Consider the following 15536-nt stretch of genomic DNA (forward strand, 5'->3'; position numbering starts at 1 on the left):
ACTCAAAGTATAGCCGACAGCATCAGACAACGGAAGATTGAATAGGACAGATTTTCTAGCTTTTTCAAGCTTCTTTGCAGTCTAAGCTGTGTGGCAAGGCAGCCATAACCCCCTACTCGATATTCTGCACCTGCTCGCGCATCTGCTCGATCAGCACCTTCATGTCGACGGCGGCGCGCGTGACGGCGGCATCGGTCGATTTGCTACTCAGGGTATTGGCCTCGCGGTTGAGTTCCTGCATCAGGAAGTCGAGGCGGCGGCCGATCGGCTCGTCGCCGTCGAGATTGTCGCGAATCTCGGTGATGTGGCTCTCGAGACGATCCATCTCTTCGTCGACATCGAGCCGCTGCGCGAGCAGGGCCATCTCTTGCTCAAGGCGGGTCTCATCGAGCTGATCGCGCACCTCGGCGAGGCGCTCGCCGATGCGGGCGCGGAGACCGGAGAGCACCTCGGGCATGCGCGCGCGTACCTCGGCCACGCGCTCGAGGAGCTTATCGCAGCGCTCCAGCAGCAGCGTCTTCATGCGCGCGCCCTCGCGTTCGCGGGCCGCGACCAGCGCCGTCAGCGTCTGCTCCAGCAATTCCATGGCGGCACTGTTCAGCGCCTCGAGATCCTTCGGCGCCTCTTCCAGCACGCCAGGCCAGCTCATCAGGTCGAACAGATGCGGCGCCGCCGGCTCGCCGATGCGGCTGGCCACCTGATCGGCGGCCTTGAGCAGCTGTTCGAGCAACGCCTGATTGACACGCAATTCAGCGCTGCCGCCCTCTTGAGGATCGCGTCCGCCCAAGCGCAGACTGAGATCGATCTTGCCGCGAGCGAGCCAGCGGCTGAGCGCCTCGCGCACGCTGGGCTCAAGCGCGCGCATGTCATCCGGCAGGCGCAGATGAGGCTCCAGGAAACGATGGTTGACGCTACGCACCTCCCAGGTCAACGCGCCTGCATCGGTGTTGCGATCTTGGCGGGCAAAGGCGGTCATACTTCTTACCATAGAGGATTCCTGCGCTGTGACGGGGCTTGTCGCGATGATACCGATCTTGATCCATGGCTGATGGATCACGACGCTGGCGACCGTTGATGTGGCATGGCCGCTTGCGCGGATCGCCAGACAATGTCCTCGCGGCGGCCCCGCGCCGAGCATGCGACAATGTCCCGAACGAACCACGCGACCGCCCTTGGAGTCCCCATGCGCCCATCCGCCCGCCAACCCGATCAGCTGCGCTCCCTGCGCTTCACCCCCGGCTTCACCACCCAGGCCGAGGGATCGGTGTTGGCCGAGTTCGGCGAGACGCGGGTGCTGTGCACCGCCAGCGTCGAGGAGCGGGTGCCGCCGTTCCTGCGCGGCCAGGGTCAGGGCTGGATCACCGCCGAATATGGCATGCTGCCACGCGCGACCGGTGAACGCACGCCACGCGAGGCGACACGCGGCAAACAGGGCGGGCGCACGCTGGAGATCCAGCGCCTGATCGGGCGCTCGCTGCGCGCGGCGGCGGATCTGACGCAACTCGGCGAGCGCACCATCACGCTCGATTGCGATGTCATCCAAGCCGATGGCGGCACCCGCACCGCAGCGATCAGCGGCGCCTGGATCGCCTTGCAGATCGCGCTCCAAGGACTGATCGCCCGCGGTCAGCTGCAACAGTCCCCGCTCAAACGGCAGATCGCGGCGGTCTCGGTCGGCGTTTACGCCGGTACGCCGGTCCTGGATCTGGACTACGCCGAGGACAGCAGCGCCGAGACCGACATGAACGTGGTGATGACCGATGCAGGCGGGCTGATCGAGGTGCAGGGCACGGCCGAGGCGGCGCCCTTCTCGCGCGCCGAGATGAACGCGATGCTCGACCTGGCCGCGCAGGGGATCGCGCAGATCATCGCCGCCCAACGCGCCGTGCTGATCGACTGAGCGGGTCAGCGCCGCCCAACGCGCCGTGCGCATCGATTGCACAGATCCTTGCCGCCCAGCACCGCATTCACCGATCGAGCCATCACCGACCTGAGCGAGACTTGAACCCTCACCGATGCACGCAAGCCCAGACACCAGCCCCATCGTCCTCGCCAGCAACAATGCCGGCAAGCTGCGCGAGATCCAGGCCCTGCTCGAACCGGCCGGATTGCGCCTGCTCACGCAAGGCGAACTCGGCATCGAGTCCGTCGCGGAGACCGGCTTAACCTTCGTCGAGAACGCCATCCTCAAGGCCCGTCACGCCGCCCGCCGCAGCGGCCTTGCCGCGATCGCCGACGACTCCGGGCTCGAGGTCGATGCCCTCAATGGCGCGCCCGGCATCTACTCGGCGCGTTATGCCAGCATCAACGCTCACCGAGCCGATACGACAGCGGGCGCCGCGGCCACCACGACGGCGAATAGCGCCGACCCGGCCACTGCGGCCAGCCCCGAAGGCGCCAGCCCCGAAGGCGCCAGCACCGCAGCCAATACCGCCATGGCCAGCAGCGCAGGCCACGCGCACGCCGAGGACGGCCAGAGCAGCGATCAGGCCAACAACGAGGCCCTGCTGCGCGCGCTGGCCGAGCAGCCCGACGCCAACCGCAGCGCCCGTTTCCAATGCGTGATGGTCTATCTGCGCCATGCCGACGACCCGACCCCCTTGATCTGTCAGGGCACCTGGGAGGGGCTGATCCTCGACGCCCCGCGCGGCCAACGCGGCTTCGGTTACGACCCGCTCTTCGGCGTGCCGACGCATGGCCAGAGCGCCGCCGAGCTGGAGCCGGAGACCAAGAACGCGCTCAGCCACCGCGGCCAGGCCTTACGCGCGCTGATCGCGGCCTTGCTCGAACGCCCGACGCCCTATCGGCGTACCGACGCCGACGCAGCCGGCGCGCAGGCGCGCATAGATCCGTTCGGAGGTCGGCCATGATCGCCACCGCGAACGATCCAAACAACGCCGTCGGAGCCGCGATCGCCAGCCAACTCGACGCCGTGCGCGAACGCATCGCTGCCGCCGAGGCGCGCTATGGCCGCGCGCCGGGCTCGGTGCAACTGCTCGCGGTGAGCAAGGTGCAGCCGGCCGCACGGATCCGCGCCGCCCATCGGCACGGCCAACGCGCGTTTGGCGAGAGCTATGTGCAAGAGGCCTGCGACAAGCAGGCGCTGCTCGCCGATCTGAGGCTCGACTGGCACTTCATCGGCCGCATCCAGAGCAACAAGACCAAGACCATCGCCGAACGCTTCGATTGGGTCCATGGGCTCGGCGACCCGCGCCATGCCCAGCGCCTCGGCGCGCATCGCCTGACGGTGAGCGATCGGCCGCTGCGCTGCTGCCTGCAGGTCAACCTCAGCGGCGAAGGCAGCAAGGCCGGCGTCGAGCCGCAGGCCCTGCCGGAGCTGCTCGCGCGCTGCGCCGAAGTCGACGGGCTGCGCATCGAGGGCCTGATGACCTTGCCGGCACCGGCCGAGGATGGCGCCGCCCAGCGCCGTCCGTTCGCCGCCTTGCGCGCGCTCCGCGATCGGCTCGCGACCCCCGGGCAGCCGCTCGCAACCCTCTCGATGGGCATGTCCGACGATCTCGAGGCCGCCATCGCCGAGGGCGCTACAATGGTGCGCATCGGCACCGCCGTGTTCGGTCCCAGACCCCGGCACCCCTAGAACGCGGCACCGCCATCCTCTCCACCATCGCCCACGACGTCGAGGATTCGTCTCGCCTATGCCCACAACCAACACGCGCATCGCCTTCATCGGCGGCGGCAACATGGCCCGCAGCCTGATCGCCGGGCTGGTCGCGGACGGCTACCAGGCCTCGCGGCTCACCGTCAGCGACCCCGATACCAGCAAACGCGAGGCCCTCGCCGGCCGCTTCGGCATCAGCGCCTGCGCGAGCAGCGCGACGGCCCTGGATGGGGCCGAGGTGGTGGTGCTGTGCGTCAAGCCCCAGGTCGCCGCCGGGGTCTGTCGCGAACTCGCCATGCATCTGCCCGCGCCGCTGCCGCTGGTGATCTCGGTCATGGCCGGGGTCAGCGAGACCTCGATCCGTGGCTGGCTCGGGCAACCCATCCCGCTGGTGCGCGCCATGCCCAATACGCCGGTGCTGGTGCAGTCCGGCGCCATCGGCCTGCACGCCGCCGAGGCGATCCAGGAAGACCAGCGCAACCTCGCCGAGGAGATCATGCGCGCCGGCGGGCTCACGCACTGGGTCAAGACCGAGGCCGAGCTGGACACGGTCACCGCGCTCTCCGGCAGTGGCCCGGCCTATTTCTTCCTGTTCATGGAGGCCTTGGAGGAAGCCGCCATCGCCGAGGGTCTCGATGCCGAGGGCGCCCGCCTGCTCAGCATCCAAACCGCCCTGGGCGCCGCGCGCATGGCGGTCGAGAGCGATGAATCGCCCCGCCAACTGCGCCAACGCGTGACCTCGCCCGGCGGCACCACCGAACGCGCCATCGCCGTCTTCGAGGACGGCGGGCTGCCGGCCCTGACGCGGCGCGCGCTGGCCGCCGCCCGGCAGCGCGCGCATGCGCTTTCCGAACTGATCGCGGAGGACAAATGACCGAGGCCTACTTCACCAACCCCTTGATCTTTCTGGTCAAGACCCTGTTCGGGCTCTATATCAGCCTGGTCCTCATCCGCTTCCTGCTGCAATGGGCGCGGGCCGACTTCTACAATCCGATCTCGCAGTTCGTGGTCAAGCTGACCTCGCCGGTGCTGCGGCCCCTGCGCAAGGTGATCCCCGGCTATGCCGGGCTCGATCTCTCCGCCATCGTGCTGGCCTGGGTCTTGAAGGCCTGCGAACTGGCGCTCTTGTCGATGCTGATGGGACTCGGGCGCAATCCCCTGGCCGCGTTCGCCTGGGCCCTGCCGGGACTGGTCTCGTTGATCATCAGCCTGTTCCTGTTCGCGGTGCTGATCCGGGTCATCCTGAGCTGGGTCAATCCCGACCCGTACAATCCGGCGGTGATGCTGCTCAACGATGTCACCGAACCCATCATGCGGCCGGCCCAGCGCCTGCTGCCCACGATGAGCGGCATCGATCTGTCGCCGATGGTGGTGATGATCGGCCTGGTGTTGCTCGAAATGCTGTTGCTGCCGCCGCTGCGGCTGCTGACCGGAAGTCCGTTCTGAGCCGGATGTGCCGATGTCCGACCCGCAGGACACGCATTGGTATCGCTGGGACGGTGAGGACCTGCTGCTGCGGCTGCGCGTGCAACCGCGCGCTGGCCGCAACGCCTTCGCCGAACCGTTCGGCGATGCCCGCAAGGTCAAGCTCAAGGCACCGCCGGTCGATGGCCGCGCCAACGCCGAACTACTGCGCTTCATCGCCGAGTGTTTCGGCGTGCCGCGCAGCGCGGTCGAGCTGGTCAGTGGTCAGCAGAGCCGCACCAAGCAGTTGCGGATCGCGAACCCGCAACGGCTGACGCTGGGTATCGTGGCTGCGCGTGGTGAGCGCTGATGCCTAAAGCACCAACACCTGCCAGAGCGCGTAGAGACCGAATCCGATCACCAAGATGCCGGCGAGCTGGCGCAACCAGCGTTGCTCGCCGAGGCGCGCGGCGGCGCCGGCCAGCAGGCCGAGCCCGAGCAGATTGGGCAAGGTTCCGAGCCCGAACGCCAGCATCAACAGCGCCCCCCGCAGCGGCCCACCCGAGCCCGCTGACCAGATCAGCACGCTGTAGACCAGCCCACAGGGCAGCCAGCCCCAGACCAGCCCGACGGCCAACGCCTGGCGCCAATGGCGCACCGGCAGGAAACGGCGCCCGAGCGGCTCGATCCGCCGCCAGAGCCGCGCCCCGAGCCGCTCGACGCGGGTCAGCCCCTGCCACCAGCCGCCCAGGTAGAACCCGAGCGCCAGCATGAACCCCGCGGCGATCAGATAGAGCGCGCGCTGGGCCAGATGCAGCGGCAGGAACTCGAACGCGACCGCGCCCAGCGCGCCCATCAGCGCGCCGGCGATCGTATAGCTCAGGATGCGCCCGAGGTTGTAGGCCAACTGGAACGGCAACTGGCGCGAGAACCGCTGACGCTGCTCACGCGGCAGCCCGGCGGTGAGGGTGGCGACGATCCCGCCGCACATGCCCACGCAATGCACCCCGCCGAGCAGGCCGACCAGCCAGGCCGTCAGCAATGAACCGGCGATCATCGGCAGCCCCCGCGCGGATGCCCCGCGCGCCGGAAGGCTCGGCAAGAACGGACGCGCAACGGGGATTGCCCCTGCGGACGCGACGCTGGCCAGACGCGGCGGCGAGATCGCAGGCTCGCGCTGTGCGCCTGCGGACGCGACGCCGAACTCGGGCTATGATGCCGGCCCGATAACAACGCCAGAGACGATGACGACAGAGACCAAACGGCGCCATGCATTCCTATCAACGAGATTTCCTCCGTTTCGCGATCGAGACCGGCGTGCTGCGCTTCGGCAGCTTTACCCTCAAGTCCGGTCGCGTCAGCCCGTATTTCTTCAATGCCGGTGGCTTCAATACCGGCGCGAGCCTCGGCAAACTCGGCCATTTCTATGCCCAAGCCATCGTCGCCACCGGCCTGCGGACCGATGTCCTCTTCGGTCCCGCCTACAAGGGCATTCCGCTCGCCGCCGCCACCGCCATCGCGCTCGCCCACGAGCAGGGCCGCGAGACTCCGTTCGCGTTCAACCGCAAGGAGGCCAAGGATCACGGCGAGGGCGGCCTGATCGTCGGCAGTCCCTTGCGCGGCGATGTACTGCTGATCGACGACGTCATCACCGCCGGCACCTCGGTGCGCGAATCCGCGGTCCTGATCGAGCAGGCCGGCGCGCGACTCGCCGGCGTGATTATCGCATTGGATCGCCAAGAGCGCGGTGCAGGTGGTAGCTCGGCCATCCAGGAGGCGCGCGCGCGCTACGGCATCCCGGTGCAGAGCATCGTCGATCTGGACGCGCTGATCCAATTCGCCGCTGAGACCGGGACGGTCTCAGCGGCGACGCTGGCGGCCCTGGCCGACTATCGCGCCGAGTACGGCTGCGCCTAGCGCGCAGGGCTGGCGACGCGTTCAACGCCCTCGGATCAGCGTTCCCACCCCTTCATCGGTGAACAGATCGAGCAGTACCGCGTGCTCGACGCGGCCGTCGAGGATGTGCGCGGCGCGCACCCCACCTTGCACCGCCTCGAGCGCGCAACGGATCTTCGGCAGCATGCCGCCCTGGATCACGCCCGCGGCGATGAGCTGATTCACCCGCGCGACCTCGAGCTGGCGGATCAGCTCGCCCTGTTCATCGAGGAGCCCGGCGGTATTGGTCAGCAGCACCAGCTTCTCGGCGCGCAGGACCTCGGCCATCTTGCCGGCGACCAGATCGGCGTTGATGTTGTACGAGAAGCCATCCTTGCCGACGCCGATCGGCGCGACCACCGGGATGAAATCGCCTTGCACCAGCATGTTGATCACGCCGGGATCGATGCTGTCGACCTCGCCGACATGGCCCAGATCGAGGATCTCGGGGGCCTCCAGCTCCGGCGCATCGCGGTGCAGCACGAGCTTGCGGGCGCGGATCAGATCGCCATCCTTGCCGGTGAGACCGACCGCCGCGCCACCATGGCGATTGAGCAGGTTGACGATCTCCTTGTTCACCAGCCCGCCGAGCACCATCTCGACCACGTCCATGGTCTCGCTGTCGGTGACGCGCATGCCCTGGACGAACTCGGTCGCCTTGCCGAGCCGCTTGAGCAGATCGCCGATCTGCGGCCCGCCGCCATGCACCACCACCGGATTGATCCCGACCAGCTTCATCAACACGATATCGCGCGCGAAGCCATCCTTGAGCGCCTGCTCGACCATGGCGTTGCCGCCATACTTGATGACCATGGTCTTGCCCGAGAAGCGGCGAATATAGGGCAGCGCCTCGGTCAGGACGTGGGCGATATTCTGGGCACTGTATGCAGCGATCGACATCGAAACTCCTCGCATCAAAACATCGGCCGCCAAGGATGACCGATTGAGACAGGTTTGCAGAAGGGGGCATCGGGAGCCATGACCGGCGCCCGATCGGCGATCCGTGCCGGCGATCAGTGCCGGCCGCTATGCCCGAAACCGCCCTCGCCGCGCGCGCTCGCGTCGAATGTGTTCACCAACTCAAGCTCGGCATGCACCACCGGCACCAGCACCAGCTGCGCGATGCGCTCGCCGGGCTCGATGCGGAACGGCTCGACGCCGCGATTCCAGCAGGAGACCATGAGCGGGCCCTGGTAATCGGAATCGATCAGCCCGACCAGGTTGCCGAGCACGATGCCATGCTTGTGCCCGAGCCCGGAGCGCGGCAGGATCATCGCCGCCAACCCGGGATCGGCGATATGGATCGCCAAGCCGGTCGGGATCAGCTCGACCGCGCCGGCGGCCAAGTCGAGCGGCGTCTCCAGCATCGCGCGCAGATCCAACCCGGCCGCGCCGGCGGTGGCATAGGCCGGCAGCGGGAAATCGCGCCCGAGCCGTCGATCCAACAGCTTAACTTGCAGACTGTGCGGCATAGCGTTCGGCGATCAGCTCGGCCAGCGCCGTGGCCAGCGCCGGCTTCGGCATCAGTGGCAGTTCGCGCCGGCCGCCGTCGGGCCACAGGCAGAGCAGCGCATTCTCATCGGACTCGAACCCGCCCGGCCCGGCGCCGACCCGATTGGCGGCGATCAGCGACAGGCGCTTGGCCTCGAGCTTGCCGCGCGCATGGCCTTCGGGGTCGTCGGTCTCGGCGGCGAAACCGACCGTGAACGGCGCGCTCGGCAGCGCCGCGACGCGGGCCAGGATATCGGGATTGCGTACCAGCCGCAGGGTCATCTCTTCCGCTGACTTCTTGAGCTTGCTCCCGGCAGCGGTCACAGGCCGGTAGTCGGCCACCGCCGCGGTCGCGACGAACAGCGCGCAGTCGGCAACGCGCGCCATCACTGCCGCCTCCATCTCCAGCGCCGATTCAACCTCCACCCGCGCAATCCCGACCGGCGCCGACGCGCTGGTCGGCCCGGCGACGAGCGTCACCTGCGCACCGCAGGCACGCAGCGCCTCGGCAAGGGCATAGCCCATCTTGCCGGAACTGCGATTGCCGATGAAGCGCACCGGGTCGATCGCCTCGCGCGTCGGTCCCACCGTCATCAGCACCCGCTGCCCGGCCAACGGGTGGCCCGCGGAGAGGCCGGAGGCCGAACCCTCGGCGGCCCAATCCCGCCGGATCGTCGTCCCTCTGGCCAGGCCTGACGCGGCAGCGTCCTGTTGCCGCGCGCCTTGGTCTTTCAGTCCTGCCAGTATGGCCTCGGCGATCGCGTTCGGCTCCACCATGCGCCCAGCGCCCTGCTCGCCGCAGGCCTGCGCGCCCACCGCCGGGCCGATGAGACGCACCCCACGCGCGGCCAGACGTCGCGCATTCTCCTGCGTGGCGGGATGCGCCCACATCTGCGGGTTCATCGCCGGCGCGATCGCGACCGGTGCCGTCGTCGCCAGTACCAGCGTGGTCAGGAGATCATCGGCCAGCCCCGCGGCCAAACGCGCGATCAGATCGGCGGTCGCCGGCGCGATCAGCACCTGATCGGCCCAGCGCGCCAGCGCGATATGATCCATCCCCGCCTCGGCCTCGGGGCTGAGCAGATCCGTGCGCACCAGCCGGCCACTCACCGCCTGCAAGGTCAATGGCGTGATGAAGGCCTGCGCCGCGCGCGTCATCACCACCCGCACCTCGGCGTCGCGCTCGCGCAGACGTCGTACCAGCTCCGCGCTCTTGTAGGCCGCGATGCCGCCGCTGACGCCAAGCAGCAGGCGTAACGGGCGCGCTGGCGATGCTGGCGTGCTGGGCGCGGATTCTGGCACGCTGGACGTGGACGGCAACGTCGAGGGTTCGGACTTGGTGGAAGACATCGGCGAATGATACCCGATCGCGCGCCCCTTGCCGCGCCATCACAGGCATGATTGAGGGACCGCCCCGGTCATCCAAGGTCCAGCCAGCGCTTTCGCAGCGTCCGCCCTGAAGACCGGGGATTCAACCAAGGAGATTGCGATGACCAAGATCACCGACATGCCCGAGGACGAGCGCCCACGCGAGAAATTGCTCAAGCGCGGCGCCAACGCGCTGACCGATGCCGAGCTGCTAGCGATCTTCCTGCGCACCGGCATCGCCGGCAAAAGCGCCATCGATCTGGCACGCGACCTGATCGCGACCTTCGGCGGCCTGTCCGGCCTGCTGGCCGCGAGCCAGAACGAGTTCTGCAAGGCCAAGGGCCTCGGCGACGCGAAATACGTGCAACTCCAGGCGGTGATGGAGATCAACCGCCGCTACCTGCGCGAGGAGATCACCGGCCGCGATGTGCTGACCAGCCCGGACGCCACCCGCGACTATCTCAAATTGCGCCTGCGCGGACTCGCGCACGAGGTCTTCGCCTGCCTCTTCCTCGATAACCGCCACCGCGTCATCGAGTATCAAGAGCTGTTCCGCGGCACCATCGATGGGGCTAGTGTGCACACGCGCGAGGTCGTCAAGGAGGCCATCCGCTGGAACGCCGCGGCGGTGATCTTCGCCCATAACCATCCCAGCGGCGTCGCCGAGCCGAGCCAGGCCGATCTGCATATCACCAAACGCCTGCAAGAGGCGCTTCAATTGGTCGAGGTGCGCGTGCTCGATCACATCATCGTTGGCGCGGGCGACGGCACCTCGTTCGCCGAGCGCGGCCTGATTTAGACACCGAGGAGGGGTCGCACAGAGACAGCGGCAAGATCTGGCAGTTGACGCTCGCCGCATTTTCCATTAGCGTTTATCGGCTTAGTCTTTTGCCCTCGTCGCGACCTGCCAGCTTCCCGTCTCGGCGGCGCGCGTCGCGGCAGCGGCCGGCTCGAGGCGATTGACGGAAATCGCCCAAGGACTCGACCGCCCCATCGCCCCAGAGATCATTCCGCATCGGAGCCTTGCATCATGTCCAAGATCTGTCAGGTCACCGGCAAACGGCCGCTGACCGGTTTCAACGTTTCCCACGCCCACAACAAGACCAAGCGCCGGTTCCTGCCGAACCTGCACTACCATCGCTTCTGGGTCGAGAGCGAGAACCGCTGGGTGCGCCTGCGCGTCTCGACCAAAGGCATGCGCATCATCGACAAGCTCGGCATCGACGCGGTCCTTTCCGACCTGCGCGGGCGCGGCGAGCGCGTCTGAGCATCCATCGACATCACCCTTAGGAGCGAGCAACCATGGCCAAGGCCGCACGCGAAAAGATTCGCCTGAACTCCAGCGCTGGAACCGGGCACTTCTACACCACCAGCAAGAACAAGCGCAATCAGCCGGGCAAGATGGAGATCAAGAAGTTCGATCCCGTCGTGCGCCAGCACGTGATGTACAAGGAAGGCAAGATCAAGTAACTGAGGCTTCTGCCGTTAAGGCTTGGGAGTCAGCGGCGGCGACTGCGCCGGTTGCCGCGCGCGCTCCTGTTCCTCCTCCAGCCGTCGCTCGACCGCCCCAGGCGATTGGGTGCCCCGCGCCAGCGCCGAGTAGGCGACCGGCACCACGAACAGCGTGAACAGCGTCGCTGCCAGCACGCCGAACAGGATCACGGTGCCGATCACGGTGCGGGTCTCGGCGCCGGCACCGCTGCTGAGCAAGAGCGGGATCGAGCCGGCGGCGGTGGTGATGCCGGTCATGATGATCGGCCGCAGCCGCACATCCGCCGCCTCCAGCAAGGCCGCATCGAAGTCCTTGCCCTCATCGCGCAGCTGATTGGCGAACTCGACGATCAGGATGCCGTTCTTCGCCGACAGTCCCACCAGCATGATCAGACCGATCTGGCTGTAGATATTCAGCGACTGCCCGGTCAGCCAGAGGCCGAACAAGGCGCCGGCCATCGCCAGCGGCACGGTCAGCATGATCACCAGCGGATGCACCCAGCTCTCGAACTGGGCCGCCAGCACCAGATAGACCACCGCGATGCCGAGCAGGAAGACGAACAGGATGCCCTGGCTGGACTCCTGGAAGTCCGCCGACTGCCCCTTGTAATCGACGATCGCCTGATCGGGCAGATGCTCGGCCGCGAGCGCGTTCAGATAGGCGAGCGCCTCGCCCAACGGCAGCTCATCGGCCAGATTGGCCTCCAGCGTGATCGCGCGCACCCGGTTGAAGCGGTTCAGGCTCTTGGAGGCCGCGGTCTCGGTGACTCGCACCAGGTTCGAGAGCGGGATCAGCTCGGCGGTCTTTTGCGAGCGCACATAGAGATTGCTCAAGCTCGCCGGGGTGCGCTGCTCGTCGCGCTCGCCCTCGATGATGACATCGTACTCCTCGCCGGCATCCAGATAGGTCGTCACTCGGCGCGAGCCGAGCATGGTTTCCAGGGTGCGGCCGATGGTCTCGACCGTCACGCCTAGATCGGCTGCCCGGTCGTAGTCGATCTCCACGCGCAGTTGCGGCTTGGTCTCCTTGTAATCCCAGTCCAGGCCCTGCAAACCGGGGTTGTCCTTCTCGATCTCGGCGACCAGGGTGTCGCGCCAGTCCGATAGCTCCTCGTAGGTGCCGCCACCGATGACGAACTGGACCGGTTTCGCAATGCGTCCGCCGAAGCCCTGGCGCATCACCGGGAAGGCGCGCACACCGGGCAAGTCGTCGAGCTTGGCGCGGATCTCATCCATCACCACCTGACTCGGCCGGCGCTCGCCGAACGGCGCCATCACCATGATCGCGATGCCGCTGTTGAACACCTCGGTGTTGCCGAACGCGCGCGGCGCGCGCACCAAGACCCGGATCGCCTCGCCGGATTCGGCATAGGGCAACAGCCGGCGCTCGATCTCGTCCATGTAGTCCTCCATGTAGGAGAAGGACGCGCCCTCGGGACCGTTGACCAGCACGAAGAAGGCGCCGCGATCCTCGCTCGGCGCGTACTCGTTCGGCAATTGCTCGAACAGCCACCAGGCCAGCCCCAGGGTGACCACCAACAGCGCCATGATCAGCCAGCGCTGGTGCAGGAAGAACGCCAACAGCCAGGTATAACCGCCACGCAAGCGCTCGAAGGCCCAGTCGATGCCCGCAGTCAGGCTGATCCGCCGATGCGCCTGCGGCAAGACCTTCGACGCCAACATCGGCGAGAGGGTCAGCGCGACGAAGGTCGAGAAGCTCACCGCCGCCGCCATGGTCAGCGCGAACTCCGAGAACAGCCGCCCGATGTCGCCCTGGAGGAAGGCGATCGGCAGAAACACGGCGATCAGGACGATGGTGGTGGCGATGACCGCAAAGCCGACCTGACGCGTGCCCCGATAGGCGGCGACCAAGCGCGTCTCGCCATACTGCTCCATGCGCCGATGGATGTTTTCGAGCACGACGATGGCATCGTCGACCACCAGGCCGATCGCCAACACCAGTGCCAGCAGCGTCAGGATATTGACCGAGAAGTCGAGCGCGAGCAGCACGCTGAAGGTCGCGATCAACGAGACGGGCACCGTCACCGCCGGCACCAGCATCGCCCGCACCGAGCCGAGGAACAGGAAGATCACCAGCACCACCAGCAGGATCGCGATCGCCAACGTCTTGTAGACCTCGTGGATCGCGTCCTTGACGAAGATCGAGGTGTCGTAGCTCTGGAAGATCCGCATGCCCTCGGGCAGCGTCGGATTGATGCGCGCTATCTCGGCCTTGGCCGCGTCGGCGACGGCGATGGTATTGGCGGTCGATTGCTTGATGATGCCCAAGCCGACCATCGGCTTGCCGTTGCCGCGAAACAGGGTGCGATCCTCCTCGGTGCCGCGCTCGACCCGCGCGACATCGCCCAAGCGCACCAGATAGCCATCCTCGCCGCGCGCGATCGCCAAGCGCGCGAAATCCTCTGCGGTGCGGAAGCTGCGCTCGGTGCGCACGCTGAACTGACGATCGATCGACTCCACCCCGCCGGCCGGCAGTTCGACGTTCTCCGCGCGCAAGGTCTGCTCGACATCGCTCACCGTCAGTCCCCGCGCGGCCAGCGCATTGCGGTCGATCCACACCCGCATCGCGTAGGTCTGGCTACCGCCGAGGCGCACCCGCGCGACGCCATCGAGCACCGAGAGACGATCGACCAGGTGGCGCCGCGCGTAGTCGGTGAGTTCCGGCACGCTCATCTGCTCGCTGGACAGATTCAGCCACATGATCACGTCATCGCTGCTGTCGACCTTCTGGATGTCCGGCGGATCGGCCTCGACCGGGAGCTGGTCGAGCACGCCAGAGACGCGATCGCGCACATCGTTGGCGGCGCCGTCGATATCGCGCCCGACCTGGAACTCGATGGTGATCTTGGATTCGCCGTCCTCGGAGGTCGACTCGATGCGCTCGATGCCCTCGACCCCGGCGATGCGATCCTCGATCGGCTGCGTGATGCGGGTCTCGACCACCGACGCCGCCGCGCCCGGATAGACGGTCTCGACCGAGACCACCGGCGGATCGATATCGGGATACTCGCGCAGCGGCAAGCGATCGAAGGCGACCAGCCCGAAGGCGACCAGCAGCAGCGACAGCACACTGGCGAAGACCGGGCGCGTGACGGCGAGATCGGACAGGATCACGGCATCCGCTCCGTATCCTGACCGTTTGCTTCCGCCGGCTGCGCGATGAGTTCGCTCAGCGGTCGGCTGCCATCGTCGATCGCCCGTACCCGCACCGGCTGATCCGCGCGCGCCTTATCCGCACCGTGGGTAATCACGCGCTCGCCCGGCGAGAGGCCAGCGACGATCTCGACCTCGCCGGGGCGCCGCAGCCCGACCCGCACCGAGCGCCGCCGTGCCATCATCCGCCCCTCGGCATCCTCCTCGACCACCAGCAGCGTCTGCTCGCGACCTCGTTGCAGGATCGCCGCCTCCGGCACCATCACCGCCTCGCGCGGATCGCGCAAGAGTTCCACGCGCATCAGCAGGCCGGGCCGTAGCAGGCGCTCTGGATTGTCGATCAACGCGCGCACCTGCACGCTGCGGGTGACGGGATCGACGCGGCTCGACACGCTGGCGACCTCGCCCGCGAAGGTCCGCCCCCCGAGGGCCGACGCTTGCGCCTCGATCGCCAGCCCCGGTACCAGCGACGGCAAGAACAGGCTGGGCACCGGGAAATCGAGCTTCATGACGCGATCTTCATCGAGCGTGGTGATCACATCGCCAGGCTCGACCAGTGCGCCCAGGCTGATGTCACGCAGACCGACCACGCCATCGAACGGCGCCTTGATCAGCCGATCGGCGAGCTGCGACTCGATCGCGGCCAAGGTCGCGCGCGCGGCGCGCAGATCGCGGCGCCGCTCATCGAGCAACGAGGCCGAGGCCGAGCCGCTCGCTTCCAGCGACTTCACCCGCTCATACTGCTGCTCGGCCTCGGCGAGCCTGGCCTGCGCCTCCTCCAGGCGCGCATGCTGCTCGCGACTGGTCATCTCGACCAGGATGTCGCCGGCCGCGACCCGCTGACCATCGTCGAAATGGATCGCCGAGAGGGTCTCGGTGACCGTTGCCGTGATCGTCACCGACTCGTTCGCGCGCAGCGTGCCCAGGGCCTCGACGCGATCGGCGATGGTTTCGGTTCGCGCCTCGCTCAGAATCACCCCAGGCGCTTGCGGCTGATCCGGCTGCGCCCAGGCCCTACCCGCGACCAAGCCCGCGATCAGGCACAGGATGGCTA

Annotated in this window: 17 protein-coding genes; 10 read left to right on the forward strand and 7 right to left on the reverse strand. The window is 67.5% G+C overall.

What is annotated here, in order from left to right; translation table 11 throughout:
* Positions 1-112 precede the first annotated feature (112 nt).
* The gene (locus tag ACLFQI_RS05185) at positions 113-988 is read right to left on the reverse strand and encodes a YicC/YloC family endoribonuclease (RefSeq protein WP_410757814.1); all 876 of its coding nucleotides are present in this window, start codon (positions 986-988) and stop codon (positions 113-115) included.
* A 195-nt stretch (positions 989-1183) separates the two neighbouring features.
* On the opposite strand from ACLFQI_RS05185, the gene rph reads away from it, so the two are divergent.
* The 6 genes from rph (at position 1184) to ACLFQI_RS05215 (ending at position 5393) form a co-directional block, all read left to right on the forward strand.
* Positions 1184-1900, forward strand: a complete 717-nt coding sequence (rph, locus tag ACLFQI_RS05190; RefSeq protein ID WP_410757815.1) for a ribonuclease PH — start codon at positions 1184-1186, stop codon at positions 1898-1900.
* A 115-nt stretch (positions 1901-2015) separates the two neighbouring features.
* Positions 2016-2870, forward strand: coding sequence for a non-canonical purine NTP pyrophosphatase (locus ACLFQI_RS05195; protein WP_410757816.1), 855 nt, complete (start codon positions 2016-2018; stop codon positions 2868-2870).
* A complete protein-coding gene (locus ACLFQI_RS05200) occupies positions 2867-3598 on the forward strand; it encodes a YggS family pyridoxal phosphate-dependent enzyme (RefSeq protein ID WP_410757817.1) in 732 nt (243 codons plus the stop codon). Before ACLFQI_RS05195 ends, ACLFQI_RS05200 begins: the two co-directional genes overlap by 4 nt.
* A 58-nt stretch (positions 3599-3656) precedes the next feature.
* A complete protein-coding gene (gene proC / locus ACLFQI_RS05205; RefSeq protein WP_410757818.1) occupies positions 3657-4493 on the forward strand; it encodes a pyrroline-5-carboxylate reductase in 837 nt (278 codons plus the stop codon).
* Positions 4490-5065: a YggT family protein gene (locus tag ACLFQI_RS05210; protein ID WP_410757819.1), complete on the forward strand. Its 576-nt coding sequence runs from the start codon at positions 4490-4492 to the stop codon at positions 5063-5065. Before proC ends, ACLFQI_RS05210 begins: the two co-directional genes overlap by 4 nt.
* A 13-nt stretch (positions 5066-5078) precedes the next feature.
* Positions 5079-5393 carry a DUF167 domain-containing protein gene (locus tag ACLFQI_RS05215; RefSeq protein WP_410757820.1) on the forward strand — a complete coding sequence of 105 codons (315 nt, stop codon included), beginning with the start codon at positions 5079-5081 and terminating at the stop codon, positions 5391-5393.
* Positions 5394-5396: 3 nt separating this feature from the next.
* On the opposite strand, the gene ACLFQI_RS05220 is transcribed toward ACLFQI_RS05215, so the two are convergent.
* Positions 5397-6080, reverse strand: coding sequence for a sulfite exporter TauE/SafE family protein (locus ACLFQI_RS05220; RefSeq protein WP_410757829.1), 684 nt, complete (start codon positions 6078-6080; stop codon positions 5397-5399).
* A 212-nt stretch (positions 6081-6292) separates the two neighbouring features.
* Here ACLFQI_RS05220 and pyrE point away from each other — a divergent pair, with 212 nt between their 5' ends.
* Positions 6293-6940 (forward strand): orotate phosphoribosyltransferase, encoded by a 648-nt coding sequence (gene pyrE / locus ACLFQI_RS05225; RefSeq protein ID WP_410757821.1) that lies wholly within the window; start codon positions 6293-6295, stop codon positions 6938-6940.
* A 21-nt stretch (positions 6941-6961) separates the two neighbouring features.
* On the opposite strand, the gene argB is transcribed toward pyrE, so the two are convergent.
* The 3 genes from argB to coaBC form a co-directional block, all read right to left on the reverse strand.
* Positions 6962-7858, reverse strand: a complete 897-nt coding sequence (gene argB / locus ACLFQI_RS05230) for an acetylglutamate kinase (protein ID WP_410757822.1) — start codon at positions 7856-7858, stop codon at positions 6962-6964.
* Positions 7859-7971: 113 nt separating this feature from the next.
* Entirely contained in the window at positions 7972-8430 is a 459-nt protein-coding gene (dut, locus tag ACLFQI_RS05235; RefSeq protein ID WP_410757823.1) for a dUTP diphosphatase, read from the reverse strand.
* The gene (gene coaBC, locus ACLFQI_RS05240; RefSeq protein WP_410757824.1) at positions 8408-9799 is read right to left on the reverse strand and encodes a bifunctional phosphopantothenoylcysteine decarboxylase/phosphopantothenate--cysteine ligase CoaBC; all 1392 of its coding nucleotides are present in this window, start codon (positions 9797-9799) and stop codon (positions 8408-8410) included. The genes dut and coaBC overlap by 23 nt, the downstream gene beginning before the upstream one ends.
* Before the next feature lie 139 nt (positions 9800-9938).
* On the opposite strand from coaBC, the gene radC reads away from it, so the two are divergent.
* The 3 genes from radC to rpmG all read left to right on the forward strand — a co-directional run bounded on the left by radC (position 9939) and on the right by rpmG (position 11287).
* Positions 9939-10616 carry a RadC family protein gene (gene radC / locus ACLFQI_RS05245; RefSeq protein WP_410757825.1) on the forward strand — a complete coding sequence of 226 codons (678 nt, stop codon included), beginning with the start codon at positions 9939-9941 and terminating at the stop codon, positions 10614-10616.
* A 231-nt stretch (positions 10617-10847) separates the two neighbouring features.
* A complete protein-coding gene (rpmB, locus tag ACLFQI_RS05250) occupies positions 10848-11084 on the forward strand; it encodes a 50S ribosomal protein L28 (RefSeq protein WP_410757826.1) in 237 nt (78 codons plus the stop codon).
* A gap of 35 nt (positions 11085-11119) precedes the next feature.
* Entirely contained in the window at positions 11120-11287 is a 168-nt protein-coding gene (gene rpmG / locus ACLFQI_RS05255) for a 50S ribosomal protein L33 (protein ID WP_410757827.1), read from the forward strand.
* Positions 11288-11302: 15 nt separating this feature from the next.
* Here the strand turns inward: rpmG and ACLFQI_RS05260 are convergent, their stop codons facing one another.
* Positions 11303-14443, reverse strand: a complete 3141-nt coding sequence (locus ACLFQI_RS05260; RefSeq protein ID WP_410757828.1) for an efflux RND transporter permease subunit — start codon at positions 14441-14443, stop codon at positions 11303-11305.
* Positions 14440-15531 carry an efflux RND transporter periplasmic adaptor subunit gene (locus ACLFQI_RS05265; protein WP_410757830.1) on the reverse strand — a complete coding sequence of 364 codons (1092 nt, stop codon included), beginning with the start codon at positions 15529-15531 and terminating at the stop codon, positions 14440-14442. Before ACLFQI_RS05265 ends, ACLFQI_RS05260 begins: the two co-directional genes overlap by 4 nt.
* Between the last annotated feature and the right edge of the window lie 5 nt (positions 15532-15536).

The organism is Halochromatium sp., from assembly GCF_046541315.1.
Classification (GTDB): Bacteria; Pseudomonadota; Gammaproteobacteria; order Chromatiales; family Chromatiaceae; genus Lamprobacter.

Excerpts from the sequence above, each read along its gene's own strand:
- ACLFQI_RS05220 (WP_410757829.1), bottom strand. The coding sequence starts at position 6,080 with ATGATCGCCGGTTCATTGCTGACGGCCTGGCTGGTCGGCCTGCTCGGC.
- ACLFQI_RS05195 (WP_410757816.1), top strand. The coding sequence starts at position 2,016 with ATGCACGCAAGCCCAGACACCAGCCCCATCGTCCTCGCCAGCAACAAT.
- dut (WP_410757823.1), bottom strand. The coding sequence starts at position 8,430 with ATGCCGCACAGTCTGCAAGTTAAGCTGTTGGATCGACGGCTCGGGCGC.
- ACLFQI_RS05210 (WP_410757819.1), top strand. The coding sequence starts at position 4,490 with ATGACCGAGGCCTACTTCACCAACCCCTTGATCTTTCTGGTCAAGACC.
- rpmB (WP_410757826.1), top strand. The coding sequence starts at position 10,848 with ATGTCCAAGATCTGTCAGGTCACCGGCAAACGGCCGCTGACCGGTTTC.
- ACLFQI_RS05215 (WP_410757820.1), top strand. The coding sequence starts at position 5,079 with ATGTCCGACCCGCAGGACACGCATTGGTATCGCTGGGACGGTGAGGAC.
- argB (WP_410757822.1), bottom strand. The coding sequence starts at position 7,858 with ATGTCGATCGCTGCATACAGTGCCCAGAATATCGCCCACGTCCTGACC.
- rph (WP_410757815.1), top strand. The coding sequence starts at position 1,184 with ATGCGCCCATCCGCCCGCCAACCCGATCAGCTGCGCTCCCTGCGCTTC.
- ACLFQI_RS05200 (WP_410757817.1), top strand. The coding sequence starts at position 2,867 with ATGATCGCCACCGCGAACGATCCAAACAACGCCGTCGGAGCCGCGATC.
- ACLFQI_RS05185 (WP_410757814.1), bottom strand. The coding sequence starts at position 988 with ATGGTAAGAAGTATGACCGCCTTTGCCCGCCAAGATCGCAACACCGAT.
- rpmG (WP_410757827.1), top strand. The coding sequence starts at position 11,120 with ATGGCCAAGGCCGCACGCGAAAAGATTCGCCTGAACTCCAGCGCTGGA.
- coaBC (WP_410757824.1), bottom strand. The coding sequence starts at position 9,799 with ATGTCTTCCACCAAGTCCGAACCCTCGACGTTGCCGTCCACGTCCAGC.
- pyrE (WP_410757821.1), top strand. The coding sequence starts at position 6,293 with ATGCATTCCTATCAACGAGATTTCCTCCGTTTCGCGATCGAGACCGGC.
- radC (WP_410757825.1), top strand. The coding sequence starts at position 9,939 with ATGACCAAGATCACCGACATGCCCGAGGACGAGCGCCCACGCGAGAAA.
- proC (WP_410757818.1), top strand. The coding sequence starts at position 3,657 with ATGCCCACAACCAACACGCGCATCGCCTTCATCGGCGGCGGCAACATG.